The sequence below is a fragment of the Algiphilus sp. genome, assembly GCF_965216485.1.
GTDB lineage: Bacteria > Pseudomonadota > Gammaproteobacteria > Nevskiales > Nevskiaceae > Algiphilus.
This window is the reverse complement of sequence record NZ_OZ244162.1, coordinates 2,411,246-2,427,824: the sequence shown is the minus strand read 5'-3', so window position 1 is coordinate 2,427,824 and position 16,579 is coordinate 2,411,246. Positions and strand designations below refer to the sequence as shown.

At 64.8% G+C, this 16,579-nt stretch carries 14 protein-coding genes and 3 tRNA genes; 15 read left to right on the top strand and 2 right to left on the bottom strand.

Annotated elements, in window-relative coordinates:
• Positions 1-61: 61 nt before the first annotated feature.
• From cysM to ACOOFO_RS11310, 7 genes are read left to right on the top strand one after another with little or no spacing between them, the layout of a single operon-like run.
• Positions 62-940, top strand: coding sequence for a cysteine synthase CysM (cysM, locus tag ACOOFO_RS11340; protein WP_420426880.1), 879 nt, complete (start codon positions 62-64; stop codon positions 938-940).
• Positions 941-973: 33 nt separating this feature from the next.
• The gene (rlmD, locus tag ACOOFO_RS11335; RefSeq protein WP_420426879.1) at positions 974-2,311 is read left to right on the top strand and encodes a 23S rRNA (uracil(1939)-C(5))-methyltransferase RlmD; all 1,338 of its coding nucleotides are present in this window, start codon (positions 974-976) and stop codon (positions 2,309-2,311) included.
• The gene (locus tag ACOOFO_RS11330; RefSeq protein ID WP_420426878.1) at positions 2,295-2,771 is read left to right on the top strand and encodes a CYTH domain-containing protein; all 477 of its coding nucleotides are present in this window, start codon (positions 2,295-2,297) and stop codon (positions 2,769-2,771) included. Before rlmD ends, ACOOFO_RS11330 begins: the two co-directional genes overlap by 17 nt.
• The gene (locus tag ACOOFO_RS11325; RefSeq protein ID WP_420426877.1) at positions 2,771-3,253 is read left to right on the top strand and encodes a L,D-transpeptidase family protein; all 483 of its coding nucleotides are present in this window, start codon (positions 2,771-2,773) and stop codon (positions 3,251-3,253) included. The genes ACOOFO_RS11330 and ACOOFO_RS11325 overlap by 1 nt, the downstream gene beginning before the upstream one ends.
• A complete protein-coding gene (gene nagZ / locus ACOOFO_RS11320; protein WP_420426876.1) occupies positions 3,246-4,265 on the top strand; it encodes a beta-N-acetylhexosaminidase in 1,020 nt (339 codons plus the stop codon). The genes ACOOFO_RS11325 and nagZ overlap by 8 nt, the downstream gene beginning before the upstream one ends.
• A complete protein-coding gene (locus tag ACOOFO_RS11315; protein ID WP_420426875.1) occupies positions 4,258-4,824 on the top strand; it encodes a hypoxanthine-guanine phosphoribosyltransferase in 567 nt (188 codons plus the stop codon). Before nagZ ends, ACOOFO_RS11315 begins: the two co-directional genes overlap by 8 nt.
• Entirely contained in the window at positions 4,821-5,576 is a 756-nt protein-coding gene (locus ACOOFO_RS11310) for an S-methyl-5'-thioinosine phosphorylase (RefSeq protein WP_420426874.1), read from the top strand. Before ACOOFO_RS11315 ends, ACOOFO_RS11310 begins: the two co-directional genes overlap by 4 nt.
• Before the next feature lie 9 nt (positions 5,577-5,585).
• Here ACOOFO_RS11310 and ACOOFO_RS11305 read toward each other — a convergent pair whose 3' ends face one another.
• Complete coding sequence (locus ACOOFO_RS11305; RefSeq protein ID WP_420426873.1) at positions 5,586-6,191, bottom strand: CsiV family protein; 606 nt, start codon at positions 6,189-6,191, stop codon at positions 5,586-5,588.
• Positions 6,188-9,640, bottom strand: a complete 3,453-nt coding sequence (gene mfd, locus ACOOFO_RS11300) for a transcription-repair coupling factor (protein WP_420426872.1) — start codon at positions 9,638-9,640, stop codon at positions 6,188-6,190. The genes ACOOFO_RS11305 and mfd overlap by 4 nt, the downstream gene beginning before the upstream one ends.
• Before the next feature lie 185 nt (positions 9,641-9,825).
• On the opposite strand from mfd, the gene ACOOFO_RS11295 reads away from it, so the two are divergent.
• The 8 genes from ACOOFO_RS11295 (at position 9,826) to ACOOFO_RS11260 (ending at position 16,520) form a co-directional block, all read left to right on the top strand.
• Positions 9,826-9,910 (top strand) — tRNA-Leu (locus ACOOFO_RS11295).
• An 86-nt stretch (positions 9,911-9,996) separates the two neighbouring features.
• Positions 9,997-11,316: a trigger factor gene (tig, locus tag ACOOFO_RS11290; protein ID WP_420426871.1), complete on the top strand. Its 1,320-nt coding sequence runs from the start codon at positions 9,997-9,999 to the stop codon at positions 11,314-11,316.
• A gap of 42 nt (positions 11,317-11,358) precedes the next feature.
• The gene (clpP, locus tag ACOOFO_RS11285; RefSeq protein WP_420426870.1) at positions 11,359-11,985 is read left to right on the top strand and encodes an ATP-dependent Clp endopeptidase proteolytic subunit ClpP; all 627 of its coding nucleotides are present in this window, start codon (positions 11,359-11,361) and stop codon (positions 11,983-11,985) included.
• Positions 11,986-12,089: 104 nt separating this feature from the next.
• Positions 12,090-13,358 carry an ATP-dependent protease ATP-binding subunit ClpX gene (gene clpX, locus ACOOFO_RS11280; RefSeq protein ID WP_420426869.1) on the top strand — a complete coding sequence of 423 codons (1,269 nt, stop codon included), beginning with the start codon at positions 12,090-12,092 and terminating at the stop codon, positions 13,356-13,358.
• A gap of 123 nt (positions 13,359-13,481) precedes the next feature.
• Positions 13,482-15,878 carry an endopeptidase La gene (lon, locus tag ACOOFO_RS11275; protein WP_420426868.1) on the top strand — a complete coding sequence of 799 codons (2,397 nt, stop codon included), beginning with the start codon at positions 13,482-13,484 and terminating at the stop codon, positions 15,876-15,878.
• 168 nt (positions 15,879-16,046) lie between these two features.
• On the top strand, positions 16,047-16,319 hold the full coding sequence (locus tag ACOOFO_RS11270) for an HU family DNA-binding protein (protein WP_223057352.1): 273 nt from the start codon (positions 16,047-16,049) through the stop codon (positions 16,317-16,319).
• Between the two features lie 22 nt (positions 16,320-16,341).
• Positions 16,342-16,417: transfer RNA gene (locus tag ACOOFO_RS11265), tRNA-Val, on the top strand.
• Between the two features lie 26 nt (positions 16,418-16,443).
• Positions 16,444-16,520, top strand: a tRNA-Asp gene (locus ACOOFO_RS11260).
• Positions 16,521-16,579: the final 59 nt, after the last annotated feature.

Here is a 16,579-nt window from a genome sequence, read left to right as displayed (position 1 = left end):
GCGATGTCGGTGGGGCTTCGGCTAGACTAACGCGCCTTCAGACCGGCCACCTTCTTACCCTATGCTCACGGATTTCATCGGCAACACGCCGCTGGTTCGCGTCACCCGACTCGACGGTATCGGCAACAATCGCCTCTACGTCAAGCTGGAGGGCAACAACCCGGCCGGGTCGGTGAAGGATCGGCCGGCATGGAGCATGATCCGCCGGGCAGCAGAGCGCGGCGACATACAGCCCGGCGACCGCCTCATCGAGGCCACCAGTGGCAACACCGGCATCGCCCTGGCCATGGTGGCCGCCGCCGCAGGCTATCCGCTCACCCTGATCATGCCCAGCCACATGAGTGCCGAGCGCCGTGCCGTGATGAAGGCCTTCGGCGCCGAGATCGTGCACGTCACCCAGGAAGAGGGCATGGAAGGCGCGCGCGATCTCGCGCAGCAGATGCAGCGCGAAGGCCGTGGCCGCGTGCTCGACCAGTTCGCCAATCCCGACAACCCGCGCGCCCATTACGAGGGCACCGCCCCGGAAATCTGGCGTGATACGCAGGGCAGCGTCACCCACTTCGTCGCCACCATGGGGACCACCGGCACGATCATGGGCTGCTCCAACTTCTTTCGTGAGCACGCACCGCAAGTCAAGATCATCGGCGTGCAGCCCGACGGCGAATCCAGCATTCCCGGCATCCGCAAGTGGCCGGAGGCCTATCTGCCCGGGATCTTTCGCGCCGAAGCGGTCGATCGCATCATCGAATGCGGAACAGAAGCGGCCGAACACACGATGCGCGAGTTGGCGCGGCGCGAAGGCATCTTCTGCGGACCCTCCTCGGGGGGCTCGGTGTGGGCGGCACTGCAGCTGTGCGCAGAGGTAGAGAATGCCACCATTGCCGCCATCATCTGCGACCGCGGCGATCGCTACATCTCCACCGGCGTGTTCCCGTCCTGATCCCTTGGCCCTTCTCTTGAGCGACAGCGCGGCATGAGCCGCCGACGGCATAAGCAGCGTCTGGATCCGGCGCCCTTCGACTGCGTCATCGAAGACCTCGCCAGCGACGGCCGTGGCGTTGCCCGCGTTGATGGCAAGGTGGTCTTCGTCGCCGACGCCCTGCCCGGGGAACGCGTGCGCGCCAAGCGCACCAAGGGCGGGCGCGATGCCGATGCAGCGCAGACGCTGGAAGTACTCGAGGCGTCCGAGGACCGAGTCGAACCCGGCTGTCAGCACTTCGGACTGTGCGGTGGTTGTGTCCTCCAGCACCTGGCACCCGCCGCCCAGCGCCGCTTCAAGCAGCAGCAGCTGGCCGATGCCTTCTCCCGCATCGGTCGTGTCGCGCCGGAGCAGTGGGTCGAACCGCTGGAGGGCCCGAGCTGGGCCTACCGTCGGCGTGCCCGGCTGGGCGTGCGGCACGTGCCCAAGAAGGGGGGCACGCTGGTCGGTTTCCGCGAGCGCGGTACCCCCTTTCTCGCCGTGCTCGAGCGTTGCGAGGTACTCGACACGCGCGTCGGTACGAAGTTGCAGGCCATTGGCGCGCTCATCGATGGCCTGTCCATTGTCGATCAGATCCCCCAGATCGAGGTGGCGGCGACGGACCGGGTGGCCCTGGTCTTCCGGGTTCTGCAGCCACCCAGCCGAGAGGACCGCGAGGCCCTGCGACGCTTCGGCAAGCAGCATGATTTCGACATCTGGCTCCAGCCGGGCGGTATCGACAGCGCCCGTCCGCTGCTTGGCGATACGCCGCTGCCGCGCTTTTCACCGGACGGCGGGGCCCATCAGCTGGAATTGCGACCCACTGATTTCATCCAGATCAACGGTCCGCTGTCGGAGGCGATGATCGCCCGTGCCCTGGAATGGCTGGGGCCGGTGCGCGAGCAGCGCGTGCTGGAACTCTTTGCCGGTCTGGGCGCTTTCACGGTGCCGCTGGCCGCGGCCGGCGCGCGCGTGACCGCCGTCGAGGGCGAGGCCGGTCTGGTGGCGCGCGGCCGCGCCAATACCGCGGCGCAGGGCTTCGACGTCGACTGGCACTGCGCGGATCTGTTCGAAGCGCAAGGAGAGGTGTTGCAGGGGCAGTGGGACTGCGCCCTGCTCGATCCACCGCGCGCGGGTGCGCGCGAGGTTCTGCCACTGTTGGCCGAGCGCGGTGTCCGTCGCATGGTCTACGTGTCTTGTCATCCGGCCACGCTGGCGCGGGACGCCGGCATACTGGTTCACGATTACGGTTTCCGCCTGGAGCGCGCCTGTGTGATGGATATGTTTCCGCACACCGCGCACGTGGAATCCATGGCCCTGTTGACGAGGACGGACGATGGCGCTGGAGATTGAACGGAAGTTTCTGGTACGCGGTGAGGCGTGGCGCGCGCAGGCGCATGCCCAGCGCCGCATCCGACAGGGCTATCTGAGTACCGACGGCGGTGCTGCTTCGGTGCGGGTGCGGGTGGACGATCACGAGGCGCGGCTGAACATCAAGGCGGCGGTGGTGGGCAGTGCGCGCGCCGAGTACGACTATCCAGTGCCGCGCGCAGATGCGGAGGAAATGCTGGACACGCTGTGCGTGGGCTGTCTGGACAAGACGCGGCATCTGGTCGATTTCGCAGGTCATTGCTGGGAAGTCGACGAATTCCATGGTGCTAATGCCGGTCTCATCGTGGCCGAAATCGAGCTCGATGCCGTGGATGAGGATTTTGAACGGCCGGACTGGGTGGCTCAGGAAGTGACCGACGAAAAGCGCTACTACAACCATGCGCTGGCGCTGCGTCCCTGGTCGGAGTGGGCCCGGGCCTGATGCCCTTGCCGCGATTGACGGTGTCGCTGGCAGCGCAGTGTCTGACCTGGTCGGACGGGGCGCGGCAGCAATCCTGGTCAGTGTCGACGGCAACGGCAGGCGCGGACGAACGCAACGGCAGCGGAGGCACGCCACGGGGTCGGCATCGCATCCGCGCACGCATCGGTGACGGGGCGCATCCGCACGCCGTCTTCGTCGGACGCCGGCCCACTGGCGAGATCTGGACGCCGGAGCTCGCTGCCACCGCGCCGCATCGGGACTGGATACTTGGCCGCATTCTCTGGCTCTGCGGTTGCGAGCCGGGCCGCAACCGCTTTGGTGCGGTCGATACCATGCGGCGCTACATCTACATTCACGGTACGCCGCCCGACCAGCCGCTCGGCGTGCCCGGTTCACATGGCTGCATACGGATGGCCTGCGACGATGTCGTCGCGCTATTCGACTGCACGCCGGCTGGCAGTGAGGTTTGGATTCATGACTGATGCCGTGGCAATGCCGCTGGGGCCACTGATGATCGACATCGAGGGTCCGGCGCTCAGCGAGGAGGACCGCGATCTGCTGCTGCACCCGCAGGTCGGTGGCGTCATTCTGTTCACGCGCAATTATCGCGACCCCGACCAGTTGCGGGCGCTGACCGAGACCATTCGCAGTCTGCGCACGCCGCGTCTGCTGATTGCGGTCGATCACGAAGGCGGGCGCGTGCAGCGCTTCCGGGACGGATTCACCGCCTTGCCGCCCATGGCCGAATACGGCGCTCAGGCCGAACAGAGCCCCGGCGCGGCGCTGGCCGCCGTGCGCGAACACGCCTTCACCATTGCGCGCGAGCTGGTCGACTACGGCATCGACCTGCCCTTTGCACCGGTCCTGGACTGCGATCTCGGACTCAGCGCGGTCATCGGTGACCGCGCGCTGGCCGCCGACCCGGATACCGTCATCGCGCTGGCCAGTGCCTTCTGCGATGGCCTGGCCGAGGGCGGCATGGCGTCGACCGGCAAGCACTTCCCGGGCCATGGTGGTGTGCAGGTCGATTCGCATGAAGCCTTGCCCAGCGACCACCGCGACCTCGCGCAATTGCGCGCCGCCTGTCTGTCGCCCTTCGCGGGCATGGTCAAGCGCGGTCTGGACTCGGTGATGACTGCGCACATCCACTATCCGGCAGTGGACGCGCAGCCGGCCACCTTCTCCCGCTACTGGCTGCAGGACATTCTGCGTGGGGAACTCGGCTTCGAAGGAATCATCATCTCGGATGATCTGGTCATGGGCGGGGCGGCTGCCTTCGGCGGTACGGCCGAGCGCGTCGCCGCGGCCCAGGCCGCGGGCTGCGAGCTGATCCTGCTGTGCAACGATCGCGCCGCTGTGCGTGCCGCGGTGCACGCGGGGCTGGCGCCGCCATCGGAAGCGGCGAGTGCGCGTCTGTGTCGGCTGCACGCCGCGCCACCCGGTGCAGCTGCGGTGGTACCGGACGCCTTCCTTGTGGAGGATGACCATGGATGACCCGGGCGCCGTCCACGACGAGGCGCAGGCGCTGCTGGCGGCCTCTGACTGCATTGCCGATCGCAATGCTGTGAGCGCAGCCTACGACCGCATGGCCGAGGCCATCGCGCGCTGTTACGGATCCACGCCGCTGGATGTGCTCTGCGTCATGACTGGCGGTCTGTTTGCGACGGCGGAGCTGCTCCAGCGCCTGTCCATGCCGATGCGGCTCGACTATCTCCACGCCACCCGCTATCGCGGCGGTATCTCGGGCCACGAACTGGTCTGGAAGGTGCCCCCCGGTAGCAGCCTGGCGCAGCGCCATGTGCTGCTGATCGACGACATTCTCGATGAAGGCCTGACCCTGCAGGCGATCTGCGCGGCGCTGCACGAGCAGGGGGTGGCCAGCCTGCGCGTCGCGGTGCTGGCGGACAAGCGTCACGACCGCCGGGCCGCCGATGCCACGGCCGACTTCATCGGTCTGGAGGTGCCCGATCGCTATGTCTTCGGCTGTGGCATGGACGTTCACGGCTATTGGCGGCAACTTCCTGAAATCCGTGCCTTGAAGGAGAACGCATGAGTGCTGCATCGGTGGCCGTGATCGGCGGTACCGGCATGAACAGCTGGCCGGGCTTTGAGGCCAGCGGCGAACTGGACGCAGACACGCCCTGGGGCAAGCCCTCTGCATCCCTGCAGCAGGGACACTTCGCCGATACGCCGGTGCTGTTCTTGGCCCGCCACGGCCAGGGTCATCACATCCCGCCACACTGCATCAATTTCCGCGCCAATCTGCAGGCCCTGGCGGACGCCGGCGTGCGCCGTGTGATCGCGGCGGCCGCTGTGGGCTCGATGAATGAAGCGGTGCCGCCCGGCGCTCTGGCCCTGCCCGAGGATTGCATCGACTACACCTGGGGCCGCTCGCACAGCTTTTCCGACAGTCCGGACATGCCGCTGCATCACATCGGCTTTACCGAGCCGTTCTCGCCCTTGCGTGAACGTGTTCTGGAAGGTGCGGCCGCCGCATCGGTGCCGATCCACGCCGGCGGGGTGCTGGGCGTCACCCAGGGACCACGGCTGGAAACCGCGGCCGAAGTGCGTCGACTGTGCCGCGACGGCTGCGACCTGGTGGGAATGACGACGATGCCCGAGGCGGCTCTGGCGCGTGAGCTCGGCCTGGAATACGCCGTGGTGGCGGTGTGTGTGAACTGGGCGGCCGGCATTGGCAGCGGCGACATTCACGGAGAAATCGAGCGTTTCGCCGCGCAGGGGATGGAGCGGTTGCGCGCGTTGCTGACGGCCGTGCTGCCCTCGCTGCACGCGGAACAGGGCTAAGCTGCTGCGTTAGGACTCGTCGTCGAGCGGCAGCACGTGGGCCAGCAGACCGAAGCCGGGGCCGTCGATGTAGTGCAGCGTGCGTGAGCGCATACGGCGCTCTTCGCGCAGGGCCTTGGCCATCACCTCGGAGCCGTCGACAGTATTGGCTGCCTGGCGCCACTCCACGTGGGCGTGCAGATGCAGGAAGCGGCGCAGCGTCAGCCTCAATGTGCCTTCCAGCCGGTGCAGCGGCGTATCCAAGGCAACGGTCCGCAGCGGCTCGCCGTGGCGGATCAGCAGGGCGGGGCCGCCGCGACGGGGCGGGTTGGTCTGGATCCAGGCCAGGCGGAGGACGGGTTCGAAGCGCTGGCTGTTGGACAGTCGCGTCCATTGCTGGCTGAGGATCGAGTCCGACTCGGGTAGCACCGTGATGCCCTGGGCCGCCAGTCGGCGCGTGTCGTCCAGCGGGATTGCCTTGCCGCTGTCGAAGAAGCTCGGCTGCAAGGCATTCTCGGTCTCGTAGAGGCCCTCGTTACGATCCTGGACAACAACGACGTCGACGCGCCAGCGTTCGGCGTGTGCGGCGCAGCTGAACAGGGCTGCGGCTACGAAAGCGATCCATGCTTTGCTCATGCCGAAAGCGTAGCACTGTCCGTACGAGTGGCCGTGTTCCCATCGGCGCAGGCCTGCTCCAGCTGCTGCAGTACGCTATCGGCGTGCGTTCGCCGGGCAGCAAGATCCGCAGCCGCGGCGCGGTAGATGACACGTTGCTCGGACTCGACCCGCCAGGCCTTGGGGTCGGCCTGCACCAACTGGATGAGGCGCAGCGGTTCCACAGGCGTGACGGGGCCGAAGTCCACGGTCACTGAGGCGTCCGTCGCGCGCAGCTGGGTGATGCCCAGGCGTCGGGCATGAATGCGCAGTCGGGCGTTGCCGAAGAGCATGTCGGTGGCCTCGGGCAGGGGACCGAAGCGGTCGATGGTTTCGCTCTTGAGCTGATCCACGGTGTCGGCATCATCTGCTGCGGTCAGCCGCTGGTAGAGCGACAGGCGGGTATGCACGTCGGGCACATAGTTCTCCGGAATCAGGGCGCTGGCGCCCAGATCGATGACGCAGTCGTCGGCTTCCAGCGGAGCATCCTGCATGGCGCCGGAGCGCACCGCCTTGACCGCGCGTTCCAGCATCTCGGCATAGAGCGTGAAGCCGACTTCCTCGATCTGTCCGGACTGCTCGTCGCCGAGGAGTTCGCCGGCGCCACGGATCTCCAGATCGTGGGTTGCGAGCTGAAAGCCGGAACCGAGGTCGCCCAGCGATTCGATGGCATCCAGGCGCTTCTCGGCGTCGGCGGACAGGCTGGCCCGCGCCGGTACCAGCATGTAGGCATAGGCGCGGTGATGGCTGCGCCCGACGCGGCCGCGCAGCTGGTGCAGCTGGGCCAGACCGAAGGTGTCCGCGCGGTTGATGACGATGGTATTGGCGTTGGGAACGTCGATGCCGGATTCGACGATGGTCGTGCAGCACAGGACGTCGAAGCGGTGGTGGTAGAAGTCCAGCATGACTTGTTCCAGCTCGCGCGTGCGCATCTGGCCGTGTGCGACCTTGATGCGAGCCTCCGGCACCAGTTCACGCAGATCGGCGGCGACACGCTCGATGTCCTTGACCTGATTGTGCAGGTAGTAGATTTGGCCGCCGCGCTTGAGTTCGCGCAGAAAGGCCTCCTGCACCAGCGCCTGGTCCCAGTCGGAGACAAAGGTCTTGATCGCCATGCGCCCCTCCGGCGGGGTGGCGATGATCGACAGGTTGCGCAGCCCGGCGAGGGACATGTTCAGCGTGCGCGGAATGGGGGTGGCGGTCAGCGTCAGCAGGTCGACCTGGGCGCGCAGATTCTTGAGCTTTTCCTTGTGGCGCACGCCGAAGCGGTGCTCCTCGTCGACGATGACCAGGCCCAGCCGATCGAAGCGGACATCGGGCTGCAGCAGGCGATGCGTGCCGATCAGAACATCGATCTTGCCGGCTTCGGTGTCCGCCAGCATCTGCTTGAGCTCCTTCTCGCCGCGCAGGCGCGAGGCAGCGGCGACGCGCACCGGCAGGTCGGCAAAGCGGTCGCAGAAATTCTTGTAGTGCTGCTGGGCAAGCAAGGTCGTCGGCACCAGCACACAGACCTGCTGCTGACTGGCGATGGCGGCAAAGGCGGCGCGCAGCGCGACTTCGGTCTTGCCGAAGCCGACATCGCCGCAGACCACACGGTCCATCGGTGTCGCCGCCGCCATATCCGCCAGCACCTCATCGATGGCGCGCTGCTGATCGGGTGTCGTGTCGAAGGGAAAAGCATTGCAGAAGGCTTCGTATTCCTCGCGCGGGGCAGCCATGGCGGTACCGGCCGAAGCGGCGCGACGCGCCTGGATCTGCAGCAGTTCGGCGGCGACGTCGAAGGCGCGCTTGCGGGCGCGGCTGGTGGCCTTCTTCCAGCGCTCACTGCCGAGGCCGTGCAGCGGGGCCTGCTCGTCCTCGGCGCCGGTGTAGCGATGTACGAGATTGAGCTGGGCGACCGGGACATAGATGCGGTCGCCCTTGGCGTATTCGATGACCAGGTATTCGGCCTCGATGCCGCCAGCGTCGAGCCGGGTCAGCCCACGGTAGCGGCCGACGCCGTGTTCGACGTGCACCACCGGGCTGCCGTCATTGAGTGCGGACAGATCGCGCAGCAGCGTGTCGGGGTCGCGCACCCGATTGCGCGGCCGCGCCACGCGGGCGCGTTGGCCGAAGATCTGGGCCTCGGACAGCACCACGCTGCCATCCGGAAGCCGCATCGACTGCTGCAGCGGGCCCTGGGCAATGCACAAACGCCCGCGTCCGCTGCAATAGTCCGCCCAGTCCGCGCATTGCCGCGCTTCCACGCCGTGGGGCTTGAGCCAGTCGCGCACCGCCTGTACGCGGCCCGGGGATTCGGCCACCAGCAGGCTGCGCGGAGCCTCGCGCAGTGCCTCGATCAGTGCCGTGCCGTCCCCCTGCGGCAGGTCTTCAGTGGCTGGCGGTGCGCTGTTATCGGCCTGCAGCAGCACGCGCGGCCAACCGGCCAGGGTCTCTTCCACCTGTTCCGGTGCCCGGAACAGGTCGGCAGGTGCCATGAGCGGTCGCTCCAGGTTGCCGCTGTAGCGCTCGTGGCGCTCCTGGATCTGGCGCCATTGCTCGTCAAAGATGTGGTCCAGCGTGCCTGGCAGGCAGAGCAGCGCGTTGGTCGGCAGGTAGGCCTCCAGCCCGGCGGTGTCTTCAAAGAACAGCGGGAAGTAGGCCTCGATCCCTGCCGGCATCACGCCGCGGCTGACTGATTCGTAGACGCGCGAGCGGCTGGGGTCGCCCGGGAAATAGGCGCGATATTGGCGTCGGAAGCGCTCGATGGCTTCGCGGTCCGTGGGGAACTCACGCGCGGGCAACAGATCGATGCTGCCAACCCGGTCAGTGGAACGTTGCGACTCGGGATCGAACTGGCGGATCGATTCGATTTCGTCGTCGAACAGATCAATGCGATAGGCGGCATTGCCGCCCATCGGGAAGAGATCGACCAGTGCCCCGCGCAACGCGAATTCCCCCTGGGTCTGGACCTCCGACACCGACTGGTATCCGGCTGCGACCAACTGTTCGCGAAAGGCCTGCGGGTCGAGGTGGTCGCCCTCGGCGAGCGCGAAGCGCCTTGCCTGCAGCCACTCACGCGGCGGCATGCGCAATAGCAGCGATTCGGTGGTGGTAACGACGATGCCGCGTTCCAGGGCGGGCAGCGCGGCGAGTGCGCCCATGCGGTCGGACACCAGCTCCTGGTGTGGCGAGAAGGCGTCGTAGGGCAGCACTTCGGTATCCGGCAGATGCCAGATCGGCAACGTATCCGGGGCGAAGAAGCGCAGTTCTCCCTCGAGACGATAGGCCTCGCTCTCGTTGGCGCAAACCACGATGAGCGGCCCGGCGTGTGCGTCGGCCAATTCGGTCAGACCGAGGGCGGTTGCGGGCTCGGGCAGGCGCGGCCAGTGTGCAACTGGCTGCCCGGCTTCCGGCAGGTTCAACCGGGGCAGTAGGAGGGAATCAGTCACCTCAGGGTATCCGTTGCGGCGGGGGTCAGGAACGGGCCGCGGATTATGTCACGGGCGTTGCTGCTGACGAGGCGGATGCGCCAGGGCGGTTGCACTCCGTACGGGACTGCGGTCTCGGCCGCGATGGGGGCCGCCGCTGATATACTCGCCGGTCCTCACGCGAACGTGTGCGCGTGCGGCCAAGTGCGAAAGTGGCGGAATTGGTAGACGCACTGGATTTAGGTTCCAGCGCCGCAAGGCGTGCGAGTTCGAGTCTCGCCTTTCGCACCACGAACTTCGGTCGTCCAACGTGCCGGCCAGGGGCGGCGTCGAGCCGTCCCAAACCACCATCTATTCAGATAAACAGGAATCGAAGCATGGAAGTCGAGTTGCAAAGCCCGGGTGGTCTCCAGCGTGTACTGCGTGTGTCGGTCCCGGCAGAACGCTATGACGAAGCTGTGGACAAGCGCCTGCGCCAGATCGGAACGCGCGCGCGCATCCCGGGTTTTCGACCGGGCAAGGCGCCGCTGAAGGTGATCCGTCAGCAGTATGGCGACCAGGCACGCGCGGATGCGATCAGCGAACTGGTCCGCGAGACCTGGCCGCAGGCGGTGCAGGAGGCGGACGTCAATCCCGCTGGCCAGCCCAGTTTCGAGGTGGATGACGAGAGCGAAGGTCAGGCGCTGGTGTACAACGCCACCTTCGAGGTCTATCCGGACATCGCGCTCAGCGACCTCGACAAGCTCGCCGTGGAGCGGCCAGTGGCCGAGGTCAACGACGAAGATGTCGATCGCCTGGTGCAGAACCTGCGTCAATCCAAGCGCCGTCTGGAGACGGTATCGCGCGCCGCGCAGGAAGGCGACTCGGTACGTATCGATTTCGAAGGCCGTATCGACGGCGAGACCTTCACCGGCGGCTCGGGCGAGAACCAGGAAGTGGAGATCGGCGCGGGCCGCTTTCTGCCAGATCTGGAGCAAGGCCTGATCGGACAACCTGCCGGCGAGACCTTCGATGTGCCGGTGCAGTTTCCCGAGGACTATCAGGCGGAGGATCTGCGTGGCAAGGCCGCGACCTTCAGCGTGACCATGAAGGAAGTCAACGAAATCCATCTGCCTGAGATCGACGAGGAATTCCTCAAGGCGCATGGCGTGGACGCCGAAGCGGGCGAGGAGGGGCTGCGCCAGAAGTGCCGCGAAGCGCTGGAGCGCGAGCAGAAGAAGGCCTCACGCAACAAGCTGAAGGCGGCGGTCATGGATCAGCTGCTCGAATTGCACAGCTTCGAGGTGCCGCAGGCCATGCTCGATGACGAGATCCAGCGCCTGCGTCAGGAAACGGCGGCCCGTTTCAACGCAGCCCAGCTGTCAGCCGAACAGCTGCAGCAGATGATTCCCGACGAGCTGCTGCAGCCGCAGGCCCAACGCCGCGTCTCGCTGGGGCTGCTGCTCGGCGAACTGATCAAGCAGCATAAGATCGAGCTCGATCAGCAACGTCTCGACAGCACCATCGAGGAGCTGGCGGCGGAGTACGAGGATCCGGAACAGGTCAAGCAGTACTACCGCTCGAACCAGCAGGCGATCCAAGGCATCCGCGCAATGGTCATCGAAGAGCAGGTGGTGGACCACATCCTCGGTCACGCCACGGTCTCCGATAAGACAGTGCCCCTGCAGGAACTGCTGAATGACCGGCAGGCCGGCTAAAGTGTCGGCTGAACCTATTCGCTAACCCATTAGGAGATCAGGATGAACGAACCCGTGCGCGGACAACACCTCGTGCCCATGGTGATCGAGCAGAGCCCGCGCGGCGAGCGCTCCTTCGATATCTACTCGCGGCTGCTGCGCGAGCGCGTGATTTTCATCACCGGCGGTATCGACGATCACGTTGCCAACCTGATCATCGCGCAGTTGCTGTTCCTGGAATCGGACAACCCCGAGAAGGACATCCACCTTTACATCAACTCCCCGGGCGGGGTAGTAACCGCGGGTCTGTCGATTCTGGACACGATGCGTTTCATCAAGCCGGATGTGGCCACCATGTGCGTCGGCCAGGCTGCCAGCATGGGGTCTCTGCTGCTCGCAGCCGGAGCCAAGGGCAAGCGTTACGCCCTGCCGCATTCGCGCGTGATGATTCACCAGCCGCACGGCGGTGCGCAGGGGCAGGCCTCGGACATCGAGATCCAGGCACGCGAGATTCTTTACCTGCGGCAGCGCCTGAACGAGATTCTGGCGGAGTGCACCGGGCAGTCGATTGAGACCATCGAAAAGGACAGTAATCGCGATTTCTTCCTGTCCGCCGAACAGGCCAAGGAGTACGGGCTGATCGACGAGATCATGACCCAGCGCATTGCGCCATCGAAGGAGGACCGCTAAGCGGTGCATCCGTCAGGTCTGACGGTCCTCGTACGGGTTTTGCAATAGGGTGACAGCGTGCTAATAATGCGTTGTGCCCCCAGGCGGGCGTCGAGAGGTTAATTATGAGCAATGAAAACCGCGGTTCTTCCAACGGACGGGTGCTGTACTGCTCGTTCTGCGGCAAGAGCGAACATGAAGTTCGGAAGCTGATCGCGGGCCCCTCTGTGTACATCTGCGACGAGTGCGTGGATCTATGCAACGACATCATCCGTGAAGAGGTGCAGTCCCGGCCGCAGCACGCCGGTCTGCCCAAGCCGCACGAAATCCGCTCGGTGCTGGACGAATATGTCATCGGCCAGGAGCAGGCGAAGAAGATCCTGTCAGTGGCGGTGTATAACCACTACAAGCGGCTGAATTCCAAGGACGACAAGGACGGTATCGAACTGTCCAAGTCCAACATCCTGCTGATCGGACCCACCGGTTCCGGCAAGACGCTGCTGGCCGAAACACTGGCTCGACTGCTGGAAGTGCCCTTCGCCATTGCCGACGCCACCACGCTCACCGAAGCGGGCTACGTCGGCGAGGACGTCGAAAACATCATCCAGCGGCTGCTGCAGAAGTGCGACTACGACGTCGAGAAGGCGCAGCGCGGCATCATCTACATCGACGAGATCGACAAGGTCTCGCGCAAGGCCGAGAATCCTTCGATCACCCGCGATGTCTCGGGCGAGGGCGTGCAGCAGGCGCTGCTCAAGCTGATCGAGGGCACCACGGCGAGCATTCCGCCGCAGGGTGGCCGCAAGCATCCGCAGCAGGAGTTCCTGCAGGTGGACACTTCGGGCATTCTGTTCATCTGCGGCGGTGCCTTCTCGGGCCTTGAGCGCGTGGTGCAGAATCGCACTGAGCGCGCCGGTATTGGATTCGGTGCCCATGTCCGGTCGCCGCTGGAAGGGCGTGATGATTCGCTGCTGCGCGGCGTCGAGCCCGAGGATCTGGTGCAGTACGGCCTGATCCCCGAGTTCGTGGGCCGTCTGCCGGTCACGGCGGTGCTCGAGGAGCTTGACGATGAAGCCTTAGTCACCATCCTGCGCGAGCCGAAGAACGCCCTCGTCAAGCAGTACATGAAGCTGTTCGAGATGGAGAATGTCAGTCTCGAGTTTCGTGAGGAGGCACTGCGGGCCATTGCCAAGAATGCGCGTGAGCGCAAGACCGGTGCGCGCGGCCTGCGCACGATTCTTGAGAAAATCCTGCTCGACGTCATGTACGACCTGCCCAGCATGGAGAATGTCTCCAAGGTGGTCGTGGACGACGCCGTAGTGCGTGGAGAATCCAAGCCCTACGTCGTGTACGAGAACAGCGACGCGCAGCGCGATGTCAAATCGAGTGCGTGAGGGTGAATGCTGGCGAAGGCTGCCTTGAAAAAGGCCGCCTTCGCCCCGAGGTAGCATGAAGACGCTTATTTTGCGGCGCCCTTGAGGCGCCGCACTCGTTTCTACTCGAGGTGACGACCGGTCATGACAAGTACCGTAGACGAAAACTGCCCTGTACTGCCGCTGCGCGATGTGGTGGTCTATCCCCACATGGCGATCCCGCTGTTCGTCGGCCGGGAGAAGTCCATACGCGCGCTCTCCGCCGCCATGCAGGACGACAAGCGCATCTTGCTGGTCGCCCAGCGCTCGGCCGACAAGGACGATCCTGGCGAAGACGATATCTACCAGGTGGGGACGTTGGCCAGCGTCCTGCAGATGCTGAAGCTGCCTGACGGGACCGTGAAGGTGCTGGTCGAGGGCGCGCAGCGCGCACGTATCCAGAATCTGCAGCCCGGCGGGGATTATTTGCAGGCGGACATCGTGCTGCTTGACGAGGACGATGCTGCCAGCGAGGGGCGCGAAACCGACGCCCTGATGCGTTCTACGGTCGCCCTCTTCGAGCAGTACATCAAGCTCAACAAGAAGGTACCGGCCGAGTTGCTGCCGTCGCTGAGTGCGATGGACCAGCCGGGTCGGCTGGCCGACACCATTGCGGCCCATCTCAACCTCAAGCTAGAGGACAAGCAGGCTGTGTTGGAAGTCGGCGGTGCGCACGCGCGACTGGAGCACGTGCTGGCCTCCTTGGAAGGCGAGATCGACACGCTGCAGATCGAGAAGAAGATCCGCGGCCGGGTCAAATCGCAGATGGAGAAGTCTCAGCGCGAGTACTACCTGAATGAGCAGATGAAGGCCATTCAGAAGGAACTCGGCGAGATCGACGAGGCACCCAACGAGATCGAGGAGCTTGGCAACAAGATCGAGAAGGCGGGCATGCCCAAGGCGGTCAAGACCAAGGCCATGGCCGAGTACAACAAGCTCAAGATGATGTCGCCCATGTCCGCCGAGGCGACGGTGGTGCGCAATTATCTGGACTGGCTCACCAGCGTGCCGTGGAAGAAGCGCACGCGCACACAGATCGACCTTGATCGCGCCCAGGAAATCCTGGACCGCGACCACTACGGTCTGGAGAAGGTCAAGGAACGCATCATCGAGTACCTAGCCGTCCAGAGCCGCGTCAAGAAGCTGCACGGGCCGATTCTCTGCCTGGTGGGGCCGCCCGGTGTCGGCAAGACGTCGCTCGGGCGCTCGGTGGCCGAGGCGGTCAACCGCAAGTTCACCCGCATGAGCTTGGGCGGCGTACGCGACGAGGCTGAAATCCGCGGCCATCGCCGGACCTACATCGGCTCGCTGCCGGGCAAGATCGTGCAGAACCTCGCCAAGGTCGGCAAGAAGAATCCGCTCTTCCTGCTCGATGAAATCGACAAGATGGCGATGGATTTTCGCGGCGATCCCAGTTCGGCCTTGCTGGAAGTGCTCGACCCCGAGCAGAACAGCACCTTCAATGACCACTATCTGGAGGTCGACGTCGACCTTTCCGATGTGATGTTCATCTGCACCGCAAACACGCTCAATATCCCAGCGCCCCTGCTTGACCGCATGGAGGTGATCCGCATTCCCGGTTATACCGAGGAAGAGAAGGTCAACATCGCCAAGAAGTACCTGGTACCGAAGCAGATCGAGCGCAATGGTGTGCGCGAAGGCGAGTTGAGCATCACCGACGACGCGCTGCGCGCCATCGTGCGGCATTACACGCGCGAGGCCGGTGTGCGCAATCTGGAGCGCGAGATCAGCAAGATCGCGCGCAAGGTCGTCAAGGAACTGCTGTCGACCAAGCAGAAGAAGCGTGTCCGGGTCACCGAGAAGAACATCGACAAGTATCTGGGCGTCCGCCAGTTCCGCTACGGCCGTGCCGAGGAGCAGAACAGCGTCGGACAGGTGACTGGGCTGGCGTGGACCGAAGTCGGCGGAGAACTGCTGACGATCGAGGCGGCGCTGTCGCCGGGTCGCGGCAAGCTGTCCCAGACGGGCAGCCTGGGCAATGTTATGCAGGAGTCCGTACAGGCTGCCCTGACGGTCGTCCGTGGCCGCGCCTCCGCACTGGGCATTGCTCCGGATTTCTACACCAACAATGACGTGCACGTGCACGTGCCCGAAGGGGCAACGCCCAAGGATGGACCCAGCGCAGGTATTGGCATGTGCACCGCACTGATTTCGGCACTGACGCGCATCCCGGTGCGATCGGATGTTGCGATGACGGGAGAGATCACCTTGCGGGGCGAGGTGCTGCCGATCGGCGGTCTGAAGGAAAAGCTGCTCGCAGCGCACCGCGGCGGTATCCGTATCGTTCTGATTCCGGAAGAGAATCGCAAGGATCTTGACGAGATCCCGGGCAATATCAAGGATTCGCTGGATATCCGTCCGGTACGCTGGATTGACGACGTCATTGCCGTGGCGCTGGAGCACGCGCCGGAACCTTTGTCGGAGCAATCAGGCAAGAAAGCCGAGGGTAGTGCAGCCAGTGATGAAGTTAGGGCACACTAAAGCTGTCAGCGGCCTGCAATTGCCGGCAGTTGATGTAAGGAATCATCGTTGACGGCGCTACAATGCCCGTGCGATAACAAGCCACACGCCGACACGGTCGCGGCCGCAGCCTTGCGGTCGTTCGGGGGTGTTTTCTCAATAACCCAGAGTGAGAGGGGATTTTCAAGCATGAATAAATCGGAACTGATTGACGCGGTCGCCGCCAGTGCGGATCTTTCCAAGGCAGATGCCGGTCGTGCGGTGGACGCGACAATCGAAGCCTTGACCAAGGCGCTCAAGAAGGGCGACAAGGTATCGTTGGTCGGCTTTGGCACCTTTGAAGTGCGTACGCGTGCTGCCCGCACGGGCCGCAACCCGAAGACGGGTGCCGAGCTCAAGATCAAGGCCAGCAAAACCCCTGCATTCAAGGCTGGCAAAGCGCTGAAAGACGCTGTAAACTAATGCGGATTCGGGGCGTTTTGAAGGGTGCTTAGCTCAGCTGGTAGAGCGTCGCCCTTACAAGGCGAATGTCGGCGGTTCGATCCCGTCAGCACCCACCAATAGCCCCGAGTAAACCCTGTTTCGCGGAGCGGTAGTTCAGTCGGTTAGAATGCCGGCCTGTCACGCCGGAGGTCGCGGGTTCGAGTCCCGTCCGCTCCGCCAGTTTGTGCAAAGGCGCCATTTTTCGGCGCCTTTGTTGTTTCAGGGCCTGTTGACACAAT

Excerpts from the sequence above, each read along its gene's own strand:
- rlmD (WP_420426879.1), top strand. The coding sequence starts at position 974 with ATGAGCCGCCGACGGCATAAGCAGCGTCTGGATCCGGCGCCCTTCGAC.
- nagZ (WP_420426876.1), top strand. The coding sequence starts at position 3,246 with ATGACTGATGCCGTGGCAATGCCGCTGGGGCCACTGATGATCGACATC.
- ACOOFO_RS11325 (WP_420426877.1), top strand. The coding sequence starts at position 2,771 with ATGCCCTTGCCGCGATTGACGGTGTCGCTGGCAGCGCAGTGTCTGACC.
- cysM (WP_420426880.1), top strand. The coding sequence starts at position 62 with ATGCTCACGGATTTCATCGGCAACACGCCGCTGGTTCGCGTCACCCGA.
- ACOOFO_RS11310 (WP_420426874.1), top strand. The coding sequence starts at position 4,821 with ATGAGTGCTGCATCGGTGGCCGTGATCGGCGGTACCGGCATGAACAGC.
- ACOOFO_RS11270 (WP_223057352.1), top strand. The coding sequence starts at position 16,047 with ATGAATAAATCGGAACTGATTGACGCGGTCGCCGCCAGTGCGGATCTT.
- ACOOFO_RS11305 (WP_420426873.1), bottom strand. The coding sequence starts at position 6,191 with ATGAGCAAAGCATGGATCGCTTTCGTAGCCGCAGCCCTGTTCAGCTGC.
- clpX (WP_420426869.1), top strand. The coding sequence starts at position 12,090 with ATGAGCAATGAAAACCGCGGTTCTTCCAACGGACGGGTGCTGTACTGC.
- clpP (WP_420426870.1), top strand. The coding sequence starts at position 11,359 with ATGAACGAACCCGTGCGCGGACAACACCTCGTGCCCATGGTGATCGAG.
- ACOOFO_RS11330 (WP_420426878.1), top strand. The coding sequence starts at position 2,295 with ATGGCGCTGGAGATTGAACGGAAGTTTCTGGTACGCGGTGAGGCGTGG.
- tig (WP_420426871.1), top strand. The coding sequence starts at position 9,997 with ATGGAAGTCGAGTTGCAAAGCCCGGGTGGTCTCCAGCGTGTACTGCGT.
- ACOOFO_RS11315 (WP_420426875.1), top strand. The coding sequence starts at position 4,258 with ATGGATGACCCGGGCGCCGTCCACGACGAGGCGCAGGCGCTGCTGGCG.
- lon (WP_420426868.1), top strand. The coding sequence starts at position 13,482 with ATGACAAGTACCGTAGACGAAAACTGCCCTGTACTGCCGCTGCGCGAT.